Here is a 23,733-nt window from a genome sequence, read left to right as displayed (position 1 = left end):
CGATGTTATTTATGTCAGCCTTCCGTGAGGCCGAGCTGGCTCAGCGTCGCTTCGAACGTGAGCTGGAAATTGCCGTGGCACAACGGCAATTCGTCTTGCATTACCAGCCGCAATTCAGTGTGTCGACTGGCGACCTTGTTGGCTGCGAAGTGTTGATTCGCTGGCAACATCCTACCCGTGTCCTCCTCAGGCCGGCCCAATTTTTTGATATTCTGCTGACAAGCCCGCTGTCGGTTACGCTCGGTGAATGGATAATCCGTACTGCGCTGGCGCGAGTGCGTGAATGGCAAACACATTGTCCTGCGTTACGCGTCAGTATCAACCTTTTTCCTTCTCAACTGAGTCACGCGGAACTGGCTACTGTCGTATGGGAAAGTACCGAGGGGAACGCCAGTTTTGTCGACCTTGAGGTTGATGAACCTCTGTTAACGACCTTAACAGAAGAACAGCCGGATCTTTTCGAGGCGGTTGGCGCAACGGGCGCCTCCTTTATCATCGATCATTATGGGCGCACGCTGGGCTCGATGAATTTGCTGCAGTACGATTTTGTGGCCGGGCTGAAAATTGATAAAAAGCTGACCGGCCAGCTCGAAGAGAACAGGCATGTACGCATGATGTTTGAAACCATTACCACGCTCGGCCACAGCCTGAATATCAGCGTACTGGCTGAAGGCGTTGAAAGTGCGGCGCAACGGGCATTGGTAAAAGCCGCGCACTGCGATGTTGTTCAGGGAAACGGACTCTGCCAGCCACTAACAGAAGAGGATTTTGAAGCCTGGCTGTGCGATAAGACAGCCGGGGAGCATGTCTGATACATCAGTATTATAAAGGTATAAAATCAGACCGGGCAGGGCTTTCCTCATGCAAAATTAAGCTTACCTTCAGACTGAGGGAGGTAAGCCCCCGCTAATTTGGATTATTTTCTTATATTTGAGTTATTTGCCTGGATTTAAGCAGGCCATTCCTTCGTTCCCTTAAGGCCATTCCCCTTCATGCTAAAGCGCAGCTTATAAATAAATTAAGCTTACACCAGACCATGCCGATAATGAGGGTAAGTCACTTGCTCCGGAGGGGAAATGTTTAATCGTATAAAAGTCGTTAACAGCATCATTATCGTTCTTTGCCTGCTGGGTTTAATGCAGATTGTTTCCAGCGCATTGTCCTTACAGGGCGTGGTTGCTGACAAAAATAATTTTCAGATGGTAAAGAACACGGCCAGCCGAATTAACAGCTTTACAGATGCCTGGGTACAGCTGAATCAGGCGCGTATTGCACTGAACCGTGGAATGTTGCGTCTGCAGATGACGTCGGATGGCTCGCCGTCCGGCGATACGCTGGAAAGTATCGTAGCGGAAGGTCGACAGCTTCTTGCCCAATCCAGGCAGAACTTCGATCTGTTCAATTCCTTTCCGGTTTCTAAAAACGTTAATCTGAGCAGCCTTAAAACCCTGCAGGATAATTACCTTGCCTATGCGGATGTGCTGGATAAAGCGCTGTCTCTGGCCGGGCAAAGAGAGCTTAATGCCATCTTCGCCCTGAAAACCCAGAACTACCAGCTGGCTATGCAGCAGAGTTATTCCGCCTGGCGCAATACCATACAAACGGTAAACGATCGTGGCGTCAGCGAAAACCGTAAAACGTATATCCAGATGATATGGACCGCGTGCTCTGCCATCGTGCTGGTGGTGGTGCTGTTAACGCTCAGCTGGATGGGGCTGCGCAGGGTGCTTATCAAGCCTCTGTTTACTAACATGCAGCAGATACAAGCTATTTCACAGGGTGACCTGACCCGGACCATTGTCGCCGAAGGCACCAACGAAATGGCTGAACTGGCGAAAGGCATTCTTGAAATGCAGCAGGCTCTGATCAGCACCGTGACTACCGTGCGAAGAAGCTCGGATTCGATTTACAGCGGGGCTGGTGAAATTGCTTCTGGAAACAGCGATCTCTCTTCACGCACGGAAGAGCAGGCCGCCTCACTGGAACAAACTGCTGCCAGTATGGAACAGCTCACCGCAACGGTTACGCTTAATGCGGCCAATGCGCGTCAGGCTTCGCAGCTTGCTGTAGAAGCGTCACACAGAGCGACGGAAGGCGGGAAAGTGGTTAGCGAGGTGGTCAGCACAATGCAGGATATAGCGACCAGTTCCGCTGAAATCGCGGCGATCATCAGCGTAATCGATGGCATTGCTTTCCAGACCAATATCCTGGCGCTTAACGCTGCGGTTGAAGCCGCGCGTGCAGGCGAACAGGGCCGCGGCTTTGCCGTTGTGGCGGGTGAAGTGCGAAACCTTGCCCAGCGCAGTGCGCTGGCGGCGAAAGACATCAAGACGCTGATTGAAAAATCCGTGAATCGTGTTCAGAGCGGTGGCGCTCAGGTTGAACGAGCCGGGGAAACCATGTCTGAAATAGTCAGCGCGGTCACCCGTGTGACCAGCATTATGGCGGAAATCACTTCAGCTTCTGATGAACAGAGTAAGGGCATCGAGCAGATTGGGGTAGCCGTCAACGAAATGGATCGCGTTACACAGCAAAACTCGGCACTGGTTCAGGAGTCCGCTACGGCGGCATCAACGCTTGAAGAGCAGGCGCGGATGCTTATCCAGTCCGTGGCGGTCTTTCATCTCAGAAATGAACAGAAAAGCGTGGTGGCATCACCTTCACCGGTGGCCGCAAAGCGTAGCATGACGCCTGAACCGGTCAGCACCGGCGGCGACTGGATCGCGTTCTGATGATAAGTCCGTCGCGGCATTAAACGCGATTGCCCTCAGAAAACGTATTCTCACCCGGAGAATACGTTTTCTGCCAGAGGAAAAAGTCCGCAAATACCTTTCTCAATAACTCGCCTCTTATCCTTTATAACCGCCCGTTTAAGATGACCCTTCCTGCCTCTTTCTGATCAAATCGATCGTCAGAAGCCGCCTTCTGGCCGGTTAAAAGCACTCTCGCATAAGCAGAAAAAGCCTCACCTTTCTGCGTACCTTATGTCTGAATTATCCCGGGCGGAAAAATGCCGGGGCTCAGGTTACAATAGGCCAATTAAATAAGCCCTCAGTCGGCACAATATAATACGGGCAGCATTCGTGTCGGCCATTTTTTCCTGACAGGGAACGATAATGAAAAAATATTGGTGGGAAGACTTCCTCGATCATGAGCATAGCTGGCAGGGTTTAGTGATAAATGTCGCTCAAAACGACGCCCGGCCACTCGAGATGCAGAGCGGGCATAACGGGCGTCTGGCGTTAAAGGTCAAAGGCGAAACGCTGTTTTGGGCAACCGTACTGAAAGATCACGGCGGCGTCTGGTTAATATTTAATGCCGAACATACCGCCCAACAGCAGCTCCTGCCGACCGTGACCTCAGCAGATGTTGAACGGGCAAAACGGGCGGGTGAAGGGCACAGTACCCGCTTCTGGAGCCGCTTCTTTGCCGGACAGCTGATGGCAGGCCCGGCCCCCTTACTGGCACCGGGACGCTGGCTGCTGCGTCCCATGGATCAGGTTAAACCGACGGCACCGTACGTTTTGGGTAAAAGGCTGCCCGTTGAAAAGTGGCGTTTTCAGACACCGGCCTGTAGCGCATCGATGAATATTTCCTGGTCTTTGTATAGCGAGGATTTTCCCGATTTGCAGGCACCGAAAAAAGTGCAGCTGGTTGACTGGTGGTGGGGAGGTTATTTGTTGCTTGCTCGTTATCCGGTAGAGCCGGAAAGCGGACGCGTAAAATGGTGGCGGAAGAAGAGCCTCGAAGGATCGCTTCCTCCTGTTCTGGTTTGGTTTATTAGCGGACTGGCATCGTTTGTGATCCTCGACGGGCACGATCGTTTACAGGCTGCGCTGGCAGAAGGGATCCAGCCGCAATTTTTGGTGTTAAGCGAGATCGGCGAGCAGACATTTACGCCAGATGAAAAGAAGCGGCAGCAGGTTTTACAGTCGCTGGCCATCCAACAGGAAAAGCGTAAAAAGGCGCCAGCCTCTGTGGACGCTATGAATCAGTCGCTGATAGAACTGTATGATACGCAGCATCTCTATGCGCTTACCCACAGTCGCGCGGTATTAGGTAAGGGTGAAGGTTGGGAGCGTGAGGTAAAAGCTTATTTGCAACAGCATGATCTTAAGGAATATCTGGTTAATATTCTCGCGCGGGAGGAGTAATTTCTTAGCGCGATCGCACAGGCAGGGTGTCGATGTGAGCAAAAATAAATCAGGCACCCTGTTGATACGCTATTCGACTTTACTTTCCCTTGCCGGGAGAGGTAGATTCCAGCGACGAAAAACACCCTTAAGACTTTGCTGGAGCACTGGCTTTGACCGTTCATGTGATGGACATAAATCGTATTCTGATTAACAACTATCCCTGGTCCTATCTGGGCGAAGTGGCTGTCAGATCGCTGATTACTTTTTCTTTGGTTTACTTCTTTTTGCGTTTTATCGGCCGCCGCGGCGTCAGGCAGATGTCGCTGTTTGAACTGGTGCTGATCCTGACATTGGGGTCGGCCTCGGGCGATGCTGCTCTGGATGCTGACGCGCCGCTGCTTCCGGTCGTTATGACCTTTATTGTCGTTATCGGGCTTTACCGTGGCTTTATCATGCTGATCAACCACAGCGAACGCCTGCAGCGGGCGCTGGAAGGAAAACCTTTGTTGATGGTGGAAAATGGCGAGCTTTATTGGGAAAACGATCGCCGACACAAGCTGGCGCATGAGGAGTTTTCTATCATGCTGCGCCAACGTGGCGTCCATCATTTAGGGCAAATCGAAACCGCCTTTCTGGAAATCGATGGTGAAATCAGCATCTACTATTTTGCGCCAGAAAGCATACGTTATGGCTTGCCGGTTTTCCCTAAACGTTACATCGAGGACGTAACGGATATCAACTACCCAGGCTGGTATGCCTGCACGCGTTGCAGCCACACGGTACAGATATTTGCTCCCCAGCGTTTTAAATGCGGTCGCTGCAGCCAGCAGAGGGCTACGCCAGCCAGCAATCAGCCACGCATCCCCTGATGCTCAGGCATTTTGCAAGACGCTGCCATTGTGTTCGGGCGCGAATTCAGAGACTATTCGCGCCCTGTTTTATCCGTTAAGACAACACCTGTATGACAAAGCTTTCACAAATAAATCAATTTATAAAAAGATTCTGGCCCCGCCCGGTGGCCGTCGCTCCCCGTCAGATCCTGCTCTCCAGCCTGGGGACCTTTACAGGATTGCTGCTCGCCAGCCTGTTCAGCCACTGGGCGCTGGGTGAAGTTAACCTCTGGTTTATCGCGCCGATGGGCGCTTCCGCCGTCTTGTTGTTTGCCGCACCCGCCAGCCCGCTGGCCCAGCCCTGGTCCGTTATTGGCGGTAATTTTGTTTCCGCTTTAACCGGTCTGGCCGTTGCCCACTCTGTTACGCAGCCAGCCGTTGGGGCGGCACTTGCCGCTGGCCTGTCTGTTGTGCTGATGTTCAAGCTGCGCTGCCTTCATCCCCCGGGCGGCGCCATCGCATTGACTGCCGTCATGGGTAGCCACACGGCAGGAATGAGTGGCTACCATTTTGCTTTTGTCCCGGTTCTGCTTAATTCCGTCTCGCTGACCTTGGTCGCAATCCTCTTCAATAATTTGATCGGTCGCCGTTATCCTCATCCGCTTTCTGCCGCAGACGCTGTGCCAAAACCCGTACACATGGATGTCGCGATTTCCCGGCAGGATCTCCACGAAGCGTTAATGAAGGGTGACTTTCTTGATATTGATGAAGAGGACCTGCAGGAAGTGTTACAGCAGGCCGAAAACATCGCGTTAAGGCGTCAGGCAGGAAAGACATTTGCACAACAGGCTGCTTCTGACCGAAAAGCCAGGCGCTAATGGCTGTTTGCTTGTTCAGCAGGCTGAGTTGCGGGTGACCCTGTCACTTCGGTCAGTTTTTTACCGGCCGCCAGTGCCAGCGTCGCCAGATAACGAGCCGCCGGAAAGAGGGCGTCGTCATCGACACGGAACTCAGGATGATGCAGGGGCCACGGCCCACCGGAACCGACCATCACGAACGCGCCTGGGATCCGCTGCTGATAGAAAGCAAAATCTTCCCCTATCGGACTGGCTTCAATGGTGCGTGCTTCCAGGCCGCTGGCGCTGGCCTGCCGGAGAGCAAAAGCGGCCCAGTCGGCATCGTTGCAGACGGAAGGCGGCCCAGGCTGCCAGTCCAGCGTGATCTCTGCCGTAAAGGCAACGCCGAGTCCATCAAGCAGCTGGCGCATCCGCTGCTCAAGCAGGCGGCGGCTCTCTGCGTTAAAAGTGCGTACTGTCCCTTCCAGCCATGCCGCTTCCGGGATCACGTTCCAGGTCGTACCGCTGTGGATCTGCGTAATGGAAATTACCGCATTTTGATCGGAAGGCAGATTACGGGCGATCAGCGTTTGCAGGGCGGTAACCAGCTGGCCGGCAATCACGATCGGATCGTTGCCCTGATGAGGACACGCCGCGTGCGTCCCTGTTCCTTTAATACTTATAGCGAACCGATCGACGCCTGCTGTCAGCGCGCCCGCTTTACATCCCACTACACCGACCGGCAGTCCCGGGTCGTTGTGCAGGCCGAAAATAACGCTGGCATCGTTCAGCGCGCCGCTTTCCAGCACGGCCGGTGCGCCCTGACCGGTTTCTTCCGCTGGTTGAAACAGCACGCGTACACTTCCGGCCAGCTGCGCCCGTTCTTGCTGGAGCAAAATTGCCGCGCCCAACGCCGCCGAAGCGTGAAAATCATGACCGCAGGCATGCATTACGCCAGACGTTTGCGAACGGAAAGCGAGATCGGTTTGCTCCTCAACAGGTAATGCATCGATATCGCCGCGAAGAACCACCAGTGGGCCGGGCTGGCTACCCCGAATTTCTGCCACCAGGCCGGTCAACAACGGCAGCGCCAGCACCGTAATATCATGCCTCGCCAGCTGCTCGCGCAGATAAGCCGTGGTAGCAAACTCCTGACCGGAAAGCTCCGGAAACTGATGCAAATGGTGGCGGACTTCGTTCAGATAGCGTGCAAATTGCGTCATAGCATTATCTCGTTTAGCCGACGATCCTGCAGAACAGGTCGACGATTTTTTATGTATGGCGTAGGGAGCTTCCCCTGGCTGGTAGTGCGCGGCACCGCAACCTGTTGTACGCCACTTCGCTTTAAAGACGTTCTGTTTAGCCAGGCAAATAGCCTTGCACTGGCCGATACGGCAAGGGTAATAGCCTTTGCAAATTCCTGAAGGTAATAGCTTTAGAGCGTATCAGCCTTCGGGAGAAGGCCAAATCTCGATCCCGGTAAAGCATGTGCAAAATCGATTATTAGAGACAGTTGAGCGAGTGATAACGCGGTATATCCGCTATGACAAGAGCAGGGTGTGTAAAAGGAGGGGCAGGCTGCAATGGCGAGGCCGGGTCTTTGAGCCGGCGCGACCGGCGGCGCTGGCCCACATCTGTTTAAGGGCTGGCGCCGTCAGTCAGGTTTTAAGGCGGTTAAAGCGGCCCGGTGTCATAGCCCGGTTTGTCATTAATGTTATACAGCGTGGCGGTAGCGGCAAGCACGGACTGCTCATCATGGCCGGGTTTGTGGGAATCCACATGGGTTATATGGTAGCCGACTGCGCCTGCGGCCAGCGCCTTTTGTACCAGTGCATCATGCAGGTCTTCGAGTGAGGTTGCCCAGCTGACTTCCGTTACGCCGAAGGGCGTCAGCAGGGCTTTTTCCCGGTGAGACAAGCCTGAACGAACCAAAACCGGCTCGGTCGATTTAGCAGAAAATATAGAGAGCACATCCTGAACTAATGCTTTCATGGTCTCATTCCTCATTCATGTAAGCCGGCACGGCGACACATAGTGTTATGTGACTGAGTGACTTGTTAATAAAAAGTAAACCTGGAACCATAAAACGCCTTTCTGGCGCGCCGCTTTTAGCTATTGCTGCTACTTTGTGCCTGGAGAAAATTCTGCACACATCTGAAGGGGAAATACGCTAAGGTTTTTTCATTTGATTACATTTACAGGCACGTCAATCTGTTGGCACCACGCAGCAAAGCCCGCGGGCGATAGTCGGTTCGGGAGTGTTACCACGCTCTCAGAGCTGTGCTCAATGCTGCAGACAGGGCAACCTTCATCACCGTTGGCTCACCATCCTTCACCCGCATCCGCTTCAAATCTGGCAACAACCCAGGCCCTTCAGCTTTACGGCAATGCGATTCTTCCTGCGCACCAGGGAAAAATCAATTAGCGCCTGAAAATATTCCGCACGGGAAAATCCCGATTAATAAGCCTGAGTGATAAAGCTATTAATTATTCATTAGCTAGTAATGCTGTAGTCAGCGTGTAAAATTTCCTTCAGGCGAGTATTGAGCAGCAACAGAGAAATGCTATTGCGCGCTCTCTGCCCGTTTTAATGTCATTTCTGCAAGCCGACTTCGATTCTAACGCCTATAAAGTGCGTTTGTTATCTTCTTTATTTTATTCGTGATAGCGGCTGCACTTTTCTCATCACCACCACGTGAATATCTATTAAGGACTAACCAGTGAAAATATTGACTCTATTATTAGGGGTACTGATCAGCTCATTTACTGCGACAGCAGCCGATATGTCTGGCGGGGCTGATAACTTTTATCAAAGTGAGAAGGTAACCCGTCAAAAGGTCTCCTTTAAAAATCAGTATCAGATGACCGTAGTCGGCGATTTATTTATGCCTGAAGAGGAAGGGCAGAGAAGTCAACGTCCGGCTATTATCATTGGTCATCCTATGGGAGCGGTAAAAGAGCAGAGTGCCACGCTCTATGCCCAAAAGCTGGCGGAACAAGGGTTTGTGACGCTGGCAATCGATCTTTCCTTTTGGGGAGAAAGCGAAGGTAAACCCGGTCATCTGATCTCACCAGAAATTTATACCGATGATTTTAGCGCCGCCGTTGATTATTTAAGCATGCGGCCCGAGGTGGATGCAGATAAAATTGGCGCGCTGGGGATCTGCGGCAGTGGAAGTTTTGTCATTAGCGCGGCTAAAATTGATCCACGAATGAAAGCCATTGCTACGGTCAGCATGTACAACATGGGGGCCGTGTTCCGTCATGGCCTGAATCATACCGTTACGTCTGAGCAGCGGAAAGCCCTGATAAAAACGGCCACGGAGCAGCGCCTGACGGAATTTAAAGGCGGAGAAATCGCCTATATTCCAGGAACAGTAAACAGGCTTGACGAGAAAACATCCGCGATTCAACGTGAATTCTTTGATTTTTATCGCACGCCACGTGGCGCTTATACACCACAGGCCGAGAAAGAAGAGCTCACTACAAAACCGATGTTGAGCAGCATTGGGAAGTTTATGAATTTCTATCCTTTCAACGATATTGAAACTATTTCACCCCGTCCAATGCTGTTTATTACCGGTGATAAGGCGCACTCTAAAGAGTTTAGTGAAGATGCCTACAACCGTGCTGCACAGCCGAAAGAGCTCTATATCGTACCGGGCGCAGGCCATGTCGATTTATACGATCGTACCGATATCATCCCGTTTGCTAAGCTGGCTGCTTTCTTCAAGACTTCTTTAAAATAATTTTCTGAAGCCGCATGCTGAAAAGTGCGGCTATTTTGCAGGAGACGTTATGCATTTTACGCAGACTGTCATTGCTGGCTTTATATTGGCATATTCTGTTTCAGGCCATGCAGGGGTTGTAAGCGGGAGGCCGCCAAAATTTTTCGGCCTACCATTTTAGTGATCTTTCGGAACCTCGATAAATCCATCAGCAATCCTCTGGGCCAGTCGCTCCCTCCATTTCCCGTCACCGTTTGCCCGTCTTCTGTCCGGAAGCTGACCATATCTCCGGGCCGAAAATCCTCCATGCTTTGCCGGGTTCGCTGGCGCTGTAACATATTGAGTCGGTTAGGGATTCTACGCCGGAACCGCCGAAATTTCCGTTACCTCAGTTTCAGCCCAGAAACCTGTATTTGAATTAGTTGATGTGCTCCCTCTACTAAACGTGTAATTAACGTTGCTTTCTATCTATCTCTCTTAAAATATCATCAAAGATATGCTTGAATTTTTCTCTCATACTATTAGTTTGTGACTGACTAACCATCTCACCTTTTGGTAAAAAGTTGGCAGAGTCAAAATCTATAACATAGAACTCGCCCTTATTATATATGACGTTCCCCTTATTTATATCGTAATGTATAATCCCATTGTTTTGCAACGATTTAGATAGCTTCTCCGAAGGGTTACTGGTTTTGACAGCCGTCTCTATCTCTTTTAATAACTCATAATTAGATGAGCTTTTAACATCACTTAATACATATCCATCTATCTTCTTTAATTTCACTGATACAGAAGCAGAACCATCTTTGAATGGGGTGATACTTACTTTACCTGCACCATCCCCATAATATCTGTTGAATCCTTTTGCATTGTTATTTGCGGCAACGAGCCTGGATTTGTGGCGCTCATCAATACGGCCCTTATATGTTTTGTTAACAAATCCATTACCCATATCATGAACCTCACTGATACTTCCTGTACCAATGACAACGGGTTTAGGTGAGGTCTCTATATGTGACATAGCCTCTGCTCTGGACATGCCTGCACTTTCCATCATATTTTCTTGAGGAGTGTTTATATAGTTAACTCCTTGCTCCCTGCTAAAACAAACAGGAGTTATTTCCTTACTGCCAAATATTTTTTTACCTCTAACCATAAATTGTGAGTCAGCTACCCCATCCTCTAACCTGATTAACTTGAAGTAAACGTCGTCATATTTTAGATAAAGTGTTCCTTTCGCCGACTCATATAATCCAGGATTGTTTTCAGATGGTTTAAATCCCCTGATTTTTCTTTTGGGAATTCCATTTTCCCTGCTCTCTTTAAGCTTGCTTATCAGTCCGTCAGAAAGATGTAAGCACAATGAACCCGGTGATCGTCCAAGTCGACAAGGTGAATAGTTTACTGAGAATTTCTTCTTTTCATTGACAATGAAATATCTTTTATCAAAACGGGTCACTCTGATATCAGCATCGTCAGTTTTTATGACACCCCTTAAGCTCACATTTTTTTCACTTGCTGGAATGTAACGATAGAACTTATCACTAATTTTTATTGCATAAAAGGACTCGGCAGTTTTTTTATTTGTTAATGTGTATATACCATGCTGATTTGGATTTATTGAATAAAGTGTTTTTTTGCCTATGCTCCCACTCAATAATTTGCCTATGCGATGCTGGAAGGAAATGTTATCTCCAGAAGTTTTAATGTACCTGTGAGTTTTTGTCCATTCTTTATTTTTAGAAGAGTAAGATATTCTTCGGAGCTTACCATTGCCGTTAGCAAAATAGTCACCATTTTTAATGGCAAACCCTTTATCTACCCCTTTAATATTAACTGATAATTTGTTGTTTTTAAAAAGCAAGCCATCAGGCACCCTTAATTGATCTTCAATTGTTTGTCCATTTGAGTTTTTCGGAGAGGTATCTACGATGCTTTTTCCCAAAGCAAGAAGTTGATCATTTGCTTCCGATAAATCATCTACATTCAATTTTTTATTATCTATGCTGTCAGCTATCATTCTGAATAGTGGTCCACCTAATCTTTGCGTAACCACCAGTGCCTGACTACCAGGAATTAATGCTGTAATAATCGATATCGTTTTATCTACCGTTGAGGTTATTGATAAAAGATTAGATATTTCTTTCTGGGTTGGACATCGATGATGATTATTATAATAATGAATAACCTGAGATTCTTTTGCAAGTTCACTTACAGGATTGCTTAAACTTTTTCCAATCTGTCTGAACACATTTGAAATAGATAAATTCTGCCGTTCTTCAATACACGAAAAATCCAGCTTTTCGATTTTAACATCATCAGGAACAGGGGAGGAAGTTGTTGTTTTCGGTTGAAAAACAGCATATCTGGGAAATCTTTTTATTGCTTTATTCTGGTATCCTCCTGCGGGTAAGGCACTGGCTTCTGGAAAGCGCAAAGGGTCATGTTGAAGCATAAATTCACCCGCCCTGGACAGGGTTTGTGGGATAGGATTCCAGAGAGTGCTGAGTAAATTATTATCGTTATCCGATTGCTCAACGTTTTCAGACACTGGATGTTTCATTTCGCTCCCGGATACGGCTGTTCTGCCAGCTGCAGCTAAGGGGGAATCAGCGAACCGAGCCTGGCTCAACAGCATCAACAGCGGTGCGGCTATGCCTTGTCGCGGAGATGTAGTCTGGGGCCTGCTCAGTTCTGCGTGAGAATTGACTGCTCTGTTAATGCTGCTTCCTAAATGGTGTATTCCATCCGGGATGGCAGAGTGGTCCCGGTTTATGCCCTGAGCCGGTGTTGTGGAGCTTCCCCTGATATTATCGTGAAGTTTATTCTGATAAGCTCCGGCTGTAACTCTGTGCTGCAACGCTGATACTGGCATGATTAAGTCCTGGTCCATGTAAAAATGACTTATATTGCATATCTGTGCCTGTATTACTTTCAATTAACAATCCTTTCGCTTATTTACTCCCTTCCGGAAGTGTCCGACTCCGTATTAACGTCCGGTATACTGTTGGCCGTGACACAGAAAATAATTCAGCCAGGTCGCTAATCGAGTATTGGCCGGTTTCATGCATCCGGCACAGCTCTCTCTGTTGTTTTTCTGACAACTTTGGTTGTTTCCCCCGTAATTTCCCTATTGCCCGGGCAATGGCCATTCCTTCCCGGGTACGCAGGCGTATCAGGTCGCCTTCAAATTCTGCGAAGGTCGCCAGCACGTTGAAAAACATTTTCCCCATCGCGTCTGACGGGTCATAGAGGCTGGCTCCGAGCGCCAGCTTCACGCCCCTGGCCTGTAATGCACCCGCAATTTGCAGGCTTTTTCATTACTACGGCACAGGATGGCCCAAATGCAAAACAGTACCCCTATACCGCATGACGCAATCTTTAAAACTTTTCTGTCCAATACGCGGCACGCCCAGGATTTTATGGAACTGTATCTGCCCGAGTCACTACGGGGAATCTGTGATTTAAAGACGCTCAGGCTTGAGTCGGACAGTTTTGTCGATGATGACCTGCGAGCCTGCTACAGCGATATCCTTTACTCCCTTAAGACCGTCCGCGGCGACTGCTATGTCTACGTGCTGATTGAGCATTAGAGTTCGCCAGACAAAATGATGCCTTTCCGCCTGTTGCGGTATGCCATTGCAGCTATGCAACTACATCTGGATGCCGGACATAACATGTTGCCGCTGGTGATACCCGTGTTGTTTTTCCAGGGCGGCCGATCGCCTTATCACAGCATGAACTGGCTGGATCTTTTTAATGAACCCAGGCACGCAGCACAGCTTTACAGCGGCCATTTTCCGCTGGCCGATATTACTCTTATTCCGGATGATGAAATTTTAAAGCACCGCAAAATGGCTCTGCTGACGCTGCGGCAAAAACATATTCGCCTTCGCGATCTGCACGAACTGTTTATCCCTATCGCTCAGCTGATGCAGGATAACGATCTGAGCGGTCAACAGCAGGCCGCGCTGATAAACTATATGATTCAGGCAGGAGAAACGCCCGATGTAAAAGGATTTCTCCATGAACTGGCAGAGGCGTTGCCACAGCATAAGGATGAACTGATGACCATAGCAAAAAGGCTTGAAGAGATGGGCAGAGAACAGGGAATGCTGCAGGGAATGAAGCAGGGACTTGAGCAAGGGCCATCAGGAGGGTGAACGCGAAGCCAGCCTGAAGATTGCCCGCAACATGCTGGCGAAAGGTTTTGACCGCGCAGCCGTTATGGAAGTGACCGGACTGTCGCCGGACGACCTCCATCAAATCAAACACTGAATTATTTTGCTTTGAACGCCGCGCCGCCAGCCTCTACGGTTATCGGCGCGGCGATTCAGACTGCAATAAACTCGCGATAGCCTGAAACAATCACGTAAATCGCGAAGTAGCTGAAGATGGCGGCAGAGGCCATGTAGGAATATTTCAGCAGGCGTGCGCCCAGTAGCCTGCCGCCGAAGCTGCCTGCCAGGCACAGCACGCAGGTCCAGAACACGCCCGCCAGAAAAAACCCACCCAGAAACCAGCCCGCATCCGTTGCGCTGTGCTGGCCCATTCGGGAAATCAGCGCACCGCCAACGGTGGCGAACCACAGGATTGCCGTAGGAGAGGACATAGCAAGCATCACGCCGCGGCCGAACTCCCTGCTTAGCGGTCTGGCCTGCTGCTGCCTGTCAGTGCGCAATTCGTCCTGACGGCGGAACGCAGCCAGCGTCATTTTTAGCGCGAACCACAGCAGCATTGCGCCACCGCCAAGCCACAGCATCCAGCGTACCGCAGTAAACTGCAGCAACACCGTCATACCGGCCAGCGCGAGCAGCGCGTACGCCAGGTCACCGACACAGGTGCCGATGCCCAGCCAGAAACCGTGAAAGTAGCCGCGCTGCATGGCCAGGGTTATCATGGCGATATTGGCAATGCCAATATCCAGACAGAGCGACAGGCTGAGAAAAAAACCGCTGGAAAATTGCATACGGAAGAGATCCTTATAGCCGGGTGGCGCCCTTCATCGGACGGTGAGAAGCCTTCGCTCAACGTACACAAAGTATCCTGATTAATCAGGATATTAAAAGAAAAAATTACGCGGCTGCCGGAGTGAGTGCTGAAAATAAAATTAACTCGGCTTAAGGGCGCTTTTCAGCGCAGAAAAGATGGCAGAATCGTTACACTGCGAGACGTTAAATCGCAAAAAATCCGATGCCGACCCGGACTGGCTAAACGTGTTACCGGGTGCCAGCACGACGCCCTGTTTTAAACAAGCGCGAGCTATCTGCGCGGCATCGGCGCCATCAGGAAGGCGACACCAGAGAAACATGCCAGCCTGAGGAGTGTGCCATGGCCTGATATTCAGCGACGCCAGGTTTTCCAGCGTAGCCTGCATCGCTACCGTCAGCCGGAGCCGCACCGATTCCATATGTCGTCGATAGCCACTGCCTGTCAGGGCACTAAACAACAGCATTGAGGCAAGCTGACCGCCACCGAAGCTGGTCGCGATTTTCAAATCGACCAGGCTGTCCATCCAGTCACGCCGCGCGATAATATAGCCGCAACGAACCGCTGCCGAAACCGTTTTGGAAAAACTGCCAATCTGGATCACGTTATGTAAACCATCATAAGCTGCCAGCCTTGGCGCCGGAGAGGTTTCAAAATCGGCGAAAATATCATCTTCAACAATAATCAGCCCGGCCGCCTCTGCAAGCTTAAGCATCTGATGGGCCGCCACTGGCGTCAGCGATACGCCGGTAGGATTATGAATGCCTGCATTAGTGATATAGAGCCGCGGCGAACAGGTTTGCAGAATATGGGCAAAAGCCGCCAGATCCGGTCCCTGTGGCGTGAAAGGCACGCCGATAACTTTTACCGGATGCGCGCGAAGCAGCGCGTGGAAATTGAAATAGCAGGGATCGTCAACCAGCACGCAGTCTCCCGGCTGGAGCAAAAAACGGCAGATCAGATCCACGGCCTGGGTGCCCGATTCTGTCAGCATGATTTGATCTGTCGTCGCGGTGACTCCCGTTTTTGCCAGTTTTCGACCTAGCAGCTGCCGTAACTCAACGTGTCCGTAAGGCGTGGCATAGTCAGTCAGCAGCGTATTCTGCGCTCGCGCTGCCAAACGCATCGCTTTACGTATGCCTTCTTCGTACATCCATGACGGCGGGAGCCAGCCGCAGCCTGGCTTCAGGAGCTGGGGATCGGCCTCCAGCGCCTGGCGTGAGATCCATAAGGGATCAATGTCGCGCGTTTTATCCACCGTTTGCCGGGTTAAATCGAGCGGAGCCGCCGGGCCCGATACAAAGAACCCGGCACCCGGTCGGGCTGAAATCACGTTTTCTGCCACCAGCCTTTCATAGGCTTCCACTACGGTAGAGATCGACACGTTGGACAGACGTGCTTGTTGACGAAGGGAAGGCAAGCTCGCGCCGGGAAGATAAGCGCGAGTGGCTATCTGTTTGCGCACGTTTTCCATTACTAAAGCGATGCGTGTCTGGCTACGCGGCATGGTCTTCCTCCGGCTGTACTGCCTTTTTTGCCAGTACAGTTCAGGTTAATTGTACTGGATTGTATCTGGCATCTGCGATCCTGCCAATGCTTTACTGGGCAACAATAACCAGGAGGAACGATGAAAAATAAAGCAAGTGGTTGGGCCAGTGGGCTGGCTGGCGTGGTGATTTTTGCCGGTTCAATGCCGGCGACACGACTGGCAGTAGCGGACTTTACGCCACTGTTCCTGACCTCCGCCCGTGCCGGTCTTGCGGCGACGGTAGCATTGATGCTGCTGTCAGTCTGTCGCCAACGAATGCCGCAGCGCGAAGATCTGTTGTCGCTGACGATAGTGGCGCTGGGCGTGGTAATAGGCTTTCCATTGCTAACAGCCTTTGCTTTACAGGGTGTCTCCGCTGCCCATTCGCTGATGTATCTTGGCCTGCTGCCGCTTTGTACCGCAGCTTTTAGCGTCCTGCGCGGCGAACGCAGACCAAAACCTGCATTCTGGTTGTTTTCGCTGGTTGGCGGCGCCGTGGTCGCCAGTTATGCGCTAGCCGCTAAAGAAAGTCACGCTTCCTGGCGAGACTTATTGATGATAGCGGCAGTAATTATCTGCGGCGCGGGCTATGCGGAAGGCGCTTGCCTGGCACGCAGGCTGGGCGGATGGCAAACCATTGCCTGGGCGCTGGCGCTGGCTTTACCGGCGGCGCTGCCCCTGGCCGTGCTGACCTGGCCGGTTTCGTTCCGGGAGGTCGCTTTTTCTGCATGGATGGGATTAGGCTACGTTTCGCTGTTCAGTATGCTGATCGGCTTTATTTTCTGGTATCACGGCCTGGCGAAGGGCGGAACGGCGGCGGTAGGGCAGTTACAGCTCCTGCAACCCTTTATCGGCTTTGGCTTTGCGGCGCTGTTCCTGCACGAAAGCATCGACGGCGCCATGCTGGCGTGCGCGTCGGCCGCCCTGATTTGTGTAGCAGGCGCGAAAAAATTTGCATGAGGGAAAGGAAGCGAGCGCGAACCGACAGCGTGTTGCCGGTTCGCAGACATCGTCAATCGTTGTCGATTTTTTCTGGCCAGGCCACTACGGGGAAAGCGTTCAGCGTAGAGGGCGCGAAAAGCGCTCCCTGAAAGTTGCAGATACCTGCTGACTCCAGCCACATCCATTCTTCCGGCTTATTAACGCCTTCGGCAATCACGGCGATCTGCAATGAGGAACAGAATTTCAAAATCGCCTGCACGATAGCCTGTTTCGGGCCACTTTTATGCACATCGACAATAATATTGCGGTCGATCTTGATTTTGTCTGGCTGAAACTGGGTCAGCAGAACCAGACCCGCAGAACCGGCACCAAAGCCATCAATCGCCAGGCTGATCCCGGATGCCTTCAGCTTTTTTATGGCCGCTTCGAATTCGTCCGCGCGGAAAACCGTGCCGTTTTCCGTTACCTCAACAACAATTTGCTCTGGTACGAGGCCGTTGGCGTGGATCGCATGCAGCAGAAAATCGACCGCATCCGGAACGATTACCAGCGACATCGGTAACAGGTTAATCGACAGCGTCAGGCCATTTATCCCCAGCTGCTTCGCCATCGCAAAAACATGCTGCTTGGATTTAAGATCGACGTTATACCTTTCGTTGCGCGGCAGGCCGGCAAGGTAATCAGTCACCGACAGGCCCGATGTTGGGCGCATCACCGCTTCGAGCGAAACAATCTGGCGAGAAAGCGGGTCGATAATCGGCTGAAAAGCAAAGCTGTAGTCATCCGTGGCGGGAGGAATCGCCGCATGAGGGCGGGCTTCCTCGTCATCCACAACAAACTCCCAAGAGTCGCCCGGTGGGATCTCAAAGTAGTTTTCCCGTTCAGTCGCCTCAACAAACACGCGCAGGAACTGCAGTGCGCGGTCGTCATATGTCAGCTGGTACTTAGAGGTACCTTTATCCAACACGGCCTGCAGCACGTTTTCCGGATCGTATTCACGCAGGTCGAACAGTTCCATACCAACGTTACCAAAACGTCTGGCTGGCGCGTAATCGCGCATCAGCTCCACCAGGTTATGGTGGCGCGGATCGCCACAGATACCCTCATAAATAGCGAGCACGGCCTCTTCCGGGCCTTCGAGCACCTGGAAAAAATGGGTGCCGTTGAACAGTAAAATGCCCGTCACGCTGTGTGATTCGTTGACCTGATTAGCTTGTTCTGCCAGTTTTCCAAGCTTTTTGTAAGGGACATCCTCGGAAATATGGCTACGATAGATGATGGTTGACAGCATGGGGGATTCCAGATTTTTCGCTATTTTGTGCATACCTTACCAGATGCCTTTGCGGTGTTGTCCAGCGCAATTTGAAATCGATTAACATTCAATATGTCACGTCAGGGCACGAGCTTACTCAATTTCAACGACATAGTCGTTAACGGGCGTAATTTTTTTAATCAGCCGATTGTTAAACGTCCTGCGGGTAGCGCTGGTGCTCCAGTCGTGCCGGGTTAGGGGCATACAGCGGCAGCGTTTCCCTCCACGCCTGTCGGTGCTCAACTCAGGATGCCGCTTTGCCAACGCCAGCCAGATCTCTTTAAAATACGCCTTAAATAGTCGTCGCCCGGTGGCAGTGCGTTCAGGCACTTTTTGATCGCGGGTTTGCTTACGCTGGCGCGATTCGCCACCCGGATCCGCTCATCACAGGCTGGTCTCCTTGACGTTAAAAACCACGGGCTGCTTGCCCTGAAGCGTTATCTTTAGCGCTTCGATATCACGGTAACCGCTGATTACTCCGTTCACTTTGCCGGTCAGTAACGCACTGGCCAGCTGAAAATTAATGTTAACCAGCCTGACATCGCTACTTTGCCGTTACTCGTGCGTCAACATGATGCCCAGCGTATACCACTGATAGAGTAATCGATCGTTTTCCTGCGCAGATCGGCCGGAAAGCGCACATTTTTTATCCCGTGTAATCAGAATATTAAGCAGAGACGTTAACAACGTGCTCATTCTGGCCAGCGGCAGCCCGTGGCCGGCTCGCATTGTCAGGCGCGCTATCAGCCTCGCTTAAGGGTGGTGCAGGGGACTAAAGGTTATTTTTAACGCTATTCGGTAACATTCTGAAAGCAAAAAAAAGGTCGGAAAGCGCACGCTGTTCTAAGCTAAAGGCTGGTTTGTAATGTGATGTGGAGTCGTATGAAACAACAGAATAAGACTATTGGAATAGCGCCTTACGGCGGTTCAGCGGGCGGTTGGGGGGCATTAAAGGCCGTTGCCGACGCGATCCGCGGCCAGATGTCGGTCAAACAGGATGTGATCGCGTTGTTTAAAGTCAACCAGCCGCAGGGTTTCGATTGCCCCGGCTGCGCCTGGCCCGATCCTCAGCACGGTTCCTCTTTTGAATTTTGTGAAAACGGCGCCAAAGCCGTTTCCTGGGAAGCCACCAGCAAACGTACCACGCCGGAGTTTTTTTCTGCCCATACCGTCAGCGAGCTGTGGCAGCGAAATGCGTTTGAACTGGAAGGTGAAGGCCGTCTGACTCATCCTATGAAATACGATGCGGCCACCGATACCTACCAGCCGATCGAATGGGAAACGGCCTTCCGCGAAATTGGTGAAAAGCTGCAAAGCTACGAAGATCCCGACAGCGTGGAATTCTATACTTCAGGCCGCGCTTCCAATGAAGCCGCCTTCCTCTGGCAGCTGTTTGCGCGTGAATACGGCACCAATAACTTTCCTGACTGTTCCAATATGTGTCACGAGCCGACCAGCGTTGGCCTGCCGCAGTCTATCGGCATAGGTAAAGGCACTATCGAGCTGGATGATTTCGATCATTGCGACCTTGTGCTTTGTATCGGCCACAATCCCGGCACGAACCACCCACGAATGTTGGGTACGTTACGTGAAGTCTCTAAACGCGGCGCGACAATCGTGGCCATTAACCCGCTGCGGGAAAGAGGACTTGAACGTTTTACTTCTCCGCAAAGCCCGGTGGAGATGCTGTCGCTCAGCTCGACCGAGCTGGCCTCCACCTATTATAAAGTGCGTGTCGGCGGTGATGCCGCCATGCTGAAAGGCGTGATGAAATGCCTGCTCACCCTGCACGACCAGGCGCTGGCAGCCGGTAAACCCGGTGTGCTGGATGAAAGTTTTATCAGCGAACATACCGAAGGGTTTTCCGCGTTGAAAGCGGATCTGGATGCCACAGAATGGCCACATATTCTGAAAGTATCCGGTATGGCATTTGAAGAAATCCAGAATATCGCCCACCTGTACGCCAAAGCCGAAAAAACCATTATCTGTTACGGTATGGGCATCACGCAGCATCAGTACGGCACGCAAAACGTGCAGCAAATCGCTAATTTACTGCTGATGCGGGGTAACATTGGCAAGAAAGGCGCGGGGATCTGTCCTCTGCGTGGGCACTCTAACGTGCAGGGCGATCGGACGGTCGGCATCACTGAAATCCCTCCGCAGTCACTGTTGGACGGACTGGAAAAGGTTTTTGGCTTTAAACCGCCACAAAAACACGGACACGGTGCGGTCCAGGCCATTCAGGCAATCCGGGACGGGCATTCCAAAGCGCTGCTCTGCCTGGGCGGTAACCTGGCGGAGGCGATTTCCGATCCGCAGCAAACCTTCCAGGCGATGCGCAAGCTGGATCTTGTCGTGCACATGGCCACCAAGCTGAACCGTTCCCATCTGCTGCTGGGCAAACATAACTATCTGCTGCCGGTGCTCGGCCGCACCGAAATCGACAGACAGGCGTCGGGCGAACAGAGCGTCACCGTGGAAGACTCCATGTCAATGGTGCACGCCTCGCGCGGGACGCTAAAGCCCGCTTCAAACTGGCTGAAATCGGAACCGGCTATCGTCGCCGGGCTGGCGAAAGCGACGCTGCCGGCCAGCAAAGTGGACTGGGACAAAATGATCGGCGACTACAGCTTTATCCGTGAAGCCATTGAGGGTGTTTTCCCGGCGTTCGAGGATTTTAACCGCAAAATTCTGCAGCCGGGCGGTTTCCGTCTCTATAATGCCGCGTCAGAACGCAAATGGCTGACGCCTTCGGGCAAAGCGCAGTTCAAAATTATGCAGGGGATTAACGAAGATCCACGATCTTTGAAATGCCACGATCTGGTGTTAACGACGCTGCGTAGTCACGACCAGTACAACACCACGCTCTATGGTCTGAATGACCGCTATCGTGGCGTAACCGGCAGGCGAGACGTGCTGTTTATCTCGGCAGATGAGGCGGAAAAACGCCGCGTTCGGGTTGGTGATAAGGTGAATATGGTGGCACTCGATCCGGATGGCAAACAGACGTCAAGGCGACTGGATAACCTGACGATCGTGGTGTATGACATGGCACCAGGCTCGGTTGCGGCCTATTATCCGGAAGCTAACGTGCTGGTGCCGCTGGACAGCTTCGATACCGAAAGCGGTATTCCGGCTTACAAAAGTATTCCGGTCATGCTGGAACATGCAGAAGCCACTGAGACCTCGGGCACGCTGCGTTAACGCTAAGCGGGAGAGGCAGGGTGCCTCTCCCGCTATTTATGTATTGATAACATCACCCGAGGAATTTAACGTATTTACAAAATAAAGCATGAAAATTAACGATAATTCATCCCGGATGTGTATTTAATTGCATACATACCAGCGTTCGCTTTGCGCTTTTTATAGATAATACACTCCAAATACACTCTTAATTAAATACCCTGTAAAACACGCGCCAGCAGCGGTCGTGTTACGGACGAACTACCCTTTTTCTGCCATTCACTTTCCATGTTTCCGGAAAGAATCCAAATTTATTATGGGTTAGCCCTGTATTTTCTAATCGCTATAACTATATTTATGAATAAAAAATCCTAAATATATAACACATCCCTCATAGTGCTGGTCATCCTCTTTAAATGTGCGCTTTACTGACAGCTAAATTTTAAACTGGCCTTACTCAGCTAAAATAATTCCTTCTTTTGATTAAAATAGAAGCATCACCTTAATTAATAAAATACTTATTTTTTTGCTTCACAAATAAACCAGGCAGCATTACTTTTACATTTAACTGGCTTGCTTAATTTTCCATCAGATTTGTTATGCGTGCCTTAGGTCGCAGTGATAACTTTATCCTGAGTCTGAGTCTGAGTCTGAGCCTGTGGTAATTATTTCAATGCATTCGAGAGGGTATTTCCATGAGGTTACTTAAAGATGCAGAATTATTTTATGTCAGCGGGGGCAACGAAACGACTCCTGATGGCCCGAATCATACGGACACCACGTTAATGACTGTTATGGCTGGCAAAGCGGCGGCATGGGCGCGGCGTCAGGAAACGCGCTGTACCATTTAGGAAAATCATTTGGCTGGTGGTGTTAAAAATAAGGAGATGAAAGCAGGGCATTTCGCTTTGATATTTTTTGAAGAAAATAACGGCAGGCTATCGGAAGGAGGGGATAACTTGATACATCATGGAAAGAATCCCGCGCCGTCCGGCGCGGGAAACAGGATTTACAGTGCCATATCGTGACCGGCTGGCGTTTTCTCAGCCTGGCCGGTAATGGTTGACTGTGCAGGTTCCTGAGCAGGCATGTTGATGACCGGTGGTTTGGTCAGCTGCAGTGTGGCCGCGGTATCATCCCATACGTGCTGCGTCAGCGCGGTGTTGCCGTTCAGCGTCTGGCCGTAAGTCGGCACGACTTTGTGGATTTTTTCCTGCCATTCCGGCGAGTTAAACTGTTCCGGGAACAGCTTTTTCATCACATTGATAGCGATAGGGGCCGCAGTAGACGCGCCTGGAGATGCTCCCAGCAGAGCCGCCACGGTTTTCTGCTGATCGGTCACAATTTCTGTACCCAGCTTCAGCACGCCGCCTTTATCCGCATCTTTCTTGATAATCTGCACGCGCTGGCCGGCCTGGATCAGTTTCCAGTCCTCTTTTTTCGCGTCCGGATAGTACTCTTTCAGCGAGGCAAAGCGGTCGTCGTCGCTCAGCATAACCTGACCAATCAGGTATTTCACCAGGTCAAAGTTGTCCATGCCTACATGAGTCATTGGCATAAAGTTGCTGGTGGTGGTGGTGCTCAGCAGATCGAACAGCGAACCGTTTTTCAGGAACTTGGTAGAGAAGGTCGCAAACGGGCCAAACAGTACCACACGCTTGCCGTCCAGGTTACGCGCATCGATGTGTGGAACGGACATCGGTGGAGCGCCTACGGAAGCCTGACCGTACACTTTTTCCAGATGACGGCTGGTAATGGCCGGGTTTTCAGTGACCAGGAAAGAGCCGCCAACCGGGAAGCCTGCATAGTTATCCGCTTCCGGAATGCCGGTTTTCTGCAGCAGCTTCAGCGCACCGCCGCCCGCACCAATGAAGACATATTTAGCATCGATAGCGCGCTCGCCACCGTTTTTCACGTCTTTAATGGTCACGTGCCAGGAGTTGTCGCCGTTACGCTTAAACTCAGTGACTTCTGAAGACGTTTCCAGCTTAAAGTTGCTGTTCTTCTTCAGGCTGGCCGTCAGCTGGCGAGTGATTTCACCATAGTTAACGTCGGTGCCTACCGGCGTCCAGGTTGCAGCAACCTTCTGCTTAGGATCGCGACCTTCAATGATCAGCGGCGCCCACTGTTTGATCTGATCCTGATCGGTAGAGAACTTCATGCCCTGGAACAGAGTAGTCTTCTGTAGTGCAGCATAGCGCTTGCTCAGGTATTCAACGTTAGCGTCGCCCCAGACAAAGCTCATGTGC

17 protein-coding genes and 3 pseudogenes are annotated in these 23,733 nt (G+C 51.2%); 10 read left to right on the top strand and 10 right to left on the bottom strand.

Going from position 1 to position 23,733, the window contains the following annotated elements; genetic code table 11:
• The 5 genes from RTK32_RS03550 to RTK32_RS03530 form a co-directional block, all read left to right on the top strand.
• The coding region (locus RTK32_RS03550; RefSeq protein ID WP_312042132.1) for an EAL domain-containing protein at positions 1-812 on the top strand (812 nt) is incomplete at its 5' end.
• A gap of 264 nt (positions 813-1,076) precedes the next feature.
• Positions 1,077-2,732, top strand: coding sequence for a methyl-accepting chemotaxis protein (locus RTK32_RS03545; protein ID WP_312042131.1), 1,656 nt, complete (start codon positions 1,077-1,079; stop codon positions 2,730-2,732).
• Positions 2,733-3,116: 384 nt separating this feature from the next.
• Positions 3,117-4,154 carry a hypothetical protein gene (locus tag RTK32_RS03540; RefSeq protein WP_312042130.1) on the top strand — a complete coding sequence of 346 codons (1,038 nt, stop codon included), beginning with the start codon at positions 3,117-3,119 and terminating at the stop codon, positions 4,152-4,154.
• 152 nt (positions 4,155-4,306) lie between these two features.
• Positions 4,307-5,005, top strand: coding sequence for a YetF domain-containing protein (locus RTK32_RS03535; RefSeq protein WP_312042129.1), 699 nt, complete (start codon positions 4,307-4,309; stop codon positions 5,003-5,005).
• A gap of 92 nt (positions 5,006-5,097) precedes the next feature.
• Entirely contained in the window at positions 5,098-5,844 is a 747-nt protein-coding gene (locus RTK32_RS03530) for an HPP family protein (RefSeq protein ID WP_312042128.1), read from the top strand.
• Here RTK32_RS03530 and RTK32_RS03525 read toward each other — a convergent pair.
• Both RTK32_RS03525 and RTK32_RS03520 read right to left on the bottom strand, forming a co-directional pair.
• Positions 5,841-7,025 (bottom strand): amidohydrolase, encoded by a 1,185-nt coding sequence (locus RTK32_RS03525; protein WP_312042127.1) that lies wholly within the window; start codon positions 7,023-7,025, stop codon positions 5,841-5,843. The genes RTK32_RS03530 and RTK32_RS03525 overlap by 4 nt on opposite strands.
• A gap of 451 nt (positions 7,026-7,476) precedes the next feature.
• Positions 7,477-7,794, bottom strand: coding sequence for a DUF1471 domain-containing protein (locus RTK32_RS03520; protein ID WP_312042126.1), 318 nt, complete (start codon positions 7,792-7,794; stop codon positions 7,477-7,479).
• Positions 7,795-8,522: 728 nt separating this feature from the next.
• Here RTK32_RS03520 and RTK32_RS03515 point away from each other — a divergent pair.
• Complete coding sequence (locus tag RTK32_RS03515) at positions 8,523-9,551, top strand: alpha/beta hydrolase (RefSeq protein WP_312042125.1); 1,029 nt, start codon at positions 8,523-8,525, stop codon at positions 9,549-9,551.
• 430 nt (positions 9,552-9,981) lie between these two features.
• Here RTK32_RS03515 and RTK32_RS03510 read toward each other — a convergent pair whose 3' ends face one another.
• Positions 9,982-12,468 carry a hypothetical protein gene (locus RTK32_RS03510; RefSeq protein WP_312042124.1) on the bottom strand — a complete coding sequence of 829 codons (2,487 nt, stop codon included), beginning with the start codon at positions 12,466-12,468 and terminating at the stop codon, positions 9,982-9,984.
• A 16-nt stretch (positions 12,469-12,484) separates the two neighbouring features.
• Positions 12,485-12,838: pseudogene (locus RTK32_RS03505) on the bottom strand (helix-turn-helix domain-containing protein); the annotation flags it as partial.
• Positions 12,839-12,874: 36 nt separating this feature from the next.
• Here RTK32_RS03505 and RTK32_RS03500 point away from each other — a divergent pair.
• A pseudogene (locus RTK32_RS03500) lies at positions 12,875-13,808 on the top strand (Rpn family recombination-promoting nuclease/putative transposase).
• Positions 13,809-13,863: 55 nt separating this feature from the next.
• On the opposite strand, the gene RTK32_RS03495 reads toward RTK32_RS03500, so the two are convergent.
• The gene (locus tag RTK32_RS03495; protein ID WP_312042123.1) at positions 13,864-14,499 is read right to left on the bottom strand and encodes a LysE family transporter; all 636 of its coding nucleotides are present in this window, start codon (positions 14,497-14,499) and stop codon (positions 13,864-13,866) included.
• 141 nt (positions 14,500-14,640) lie between these two features.
• Complete coding sequence (locus RTK32_RS03490; protein ID WP_312042122.1) at positions 14,641-16,026, bottom strand: PLP-dependent aminotransferase family protein; 1,386 nt, start codon at positions 16,024-16,026, stop codon at positions 14,641-14,643.
• Positions 16,027-16,146: 120 nt separating this feature from the next.
• Between RTK32_RS03490 and RTK32_RS03485 the strand changes: the two genes are divergently transcribed.
• Complete coding sequence (locus RTK32_RS03485) at positions 16,147-17,007, top strand: DMT family transporter (RefSeq protein ID WP_312042121.1); 861 nt, start codon at positions 16,147-16,149, stop codon at positions 17,005-17,007.
• Between the two features lie 52 nt (positions 17,008-17,059).
• Here the strand turns inward: RTK32_RS03485 and RTK32_RS03480 are convergent, their stop codons facing one another.
• The 3 genes and pseudogenes from RTK32_RS03480 to RTK32_RS03475 form a co-directional block, all read right to left on the bottom strand.
• Positions 17,060-18,280: a diguanylate phosphodiesterase gene (locus RTK32_RS03480; protein WP_312042120.1), complete on the bottom strand. Its 1,221-nt coding sequence runs from the start codon at positions 18,278-18,280 to the stop codon at positions 17,060-17,062.
• A 405-nt stretch (positions 18,281-18,685) separates the two neighbouring features.
• Positions 18,686-18,838: pseudogene (locus RTK32_RS21315) on the bottom strand (ABC transporter substrate-binding protein); the annotation flags it as partial.
• A gap of 18 nt (positions 18,839-18,856) precedes the next feature.
• Positions 18,857-18,997, bottom strand: coding sequence for a hypothetical protein (locus tag RTK32_RS03475; protein ID WP_312042119.1), 141 nt, complete (start codon positions 18,995-18,997; stop codon positions 18,857-18,859).
• 186 nt (positions 18,998-19,183) lie between these two features.
• Here RTK32_RS03475 and RTK32_RS03470 point away from each other — a divergent pair, with 186 nt between their 5' ends.
• Positions 19,184-21,505 carry an FdhF/YdeP family oxidoreductase gene (locus RTK32_RS03470; RefSeq protein ID WP_312042118.1) on the top strand — a complete coding sequence of 774 codons (2,322 nt, stop codon included), beginning with the start codon at positions 19,184-19,186 and terminating at the stop codon, positions 21,503-21,505.
• A 674-nt stretch (positions 21,506-22,179) separates the two neighbouring features.
• On the top strand, positions 22,180-22,335 hold the full coding sequence (locus RTK32_RS03465) for a hypothetical protein (protein WP_312042117.1): 156 nt from the start codon (positions 22,180-22,182) through the stop codon (positions 22,333-22,335).
• A gap of 158 nt (positions 22,336-22,493) precedes the next feature.
• Here RTK32_RS03465 and RTK32_RS03460 read toward each other — a convergent pair.
• The coding region (locus RTK32_RS03460) for a malate:quinone oxidoreductase (RefSeq protein WP_312042116.1) at positions 22,494-23,733 on the bottom strand (1,240 nt) is incomplete at its 5' end.

It is taken from the genome of Erwinia sp., from assembly GCF_031978025.1.
Taxonomy (GTDB): domain Bacteria; phylum Pseudomonadota; class Gammaproteobacteria; order Enterobacterales; family Enterobacteriaceae; genus Erwinia.
This window is presented reverse-complemented; position numbering and strand designations above follow the sequence as displayed.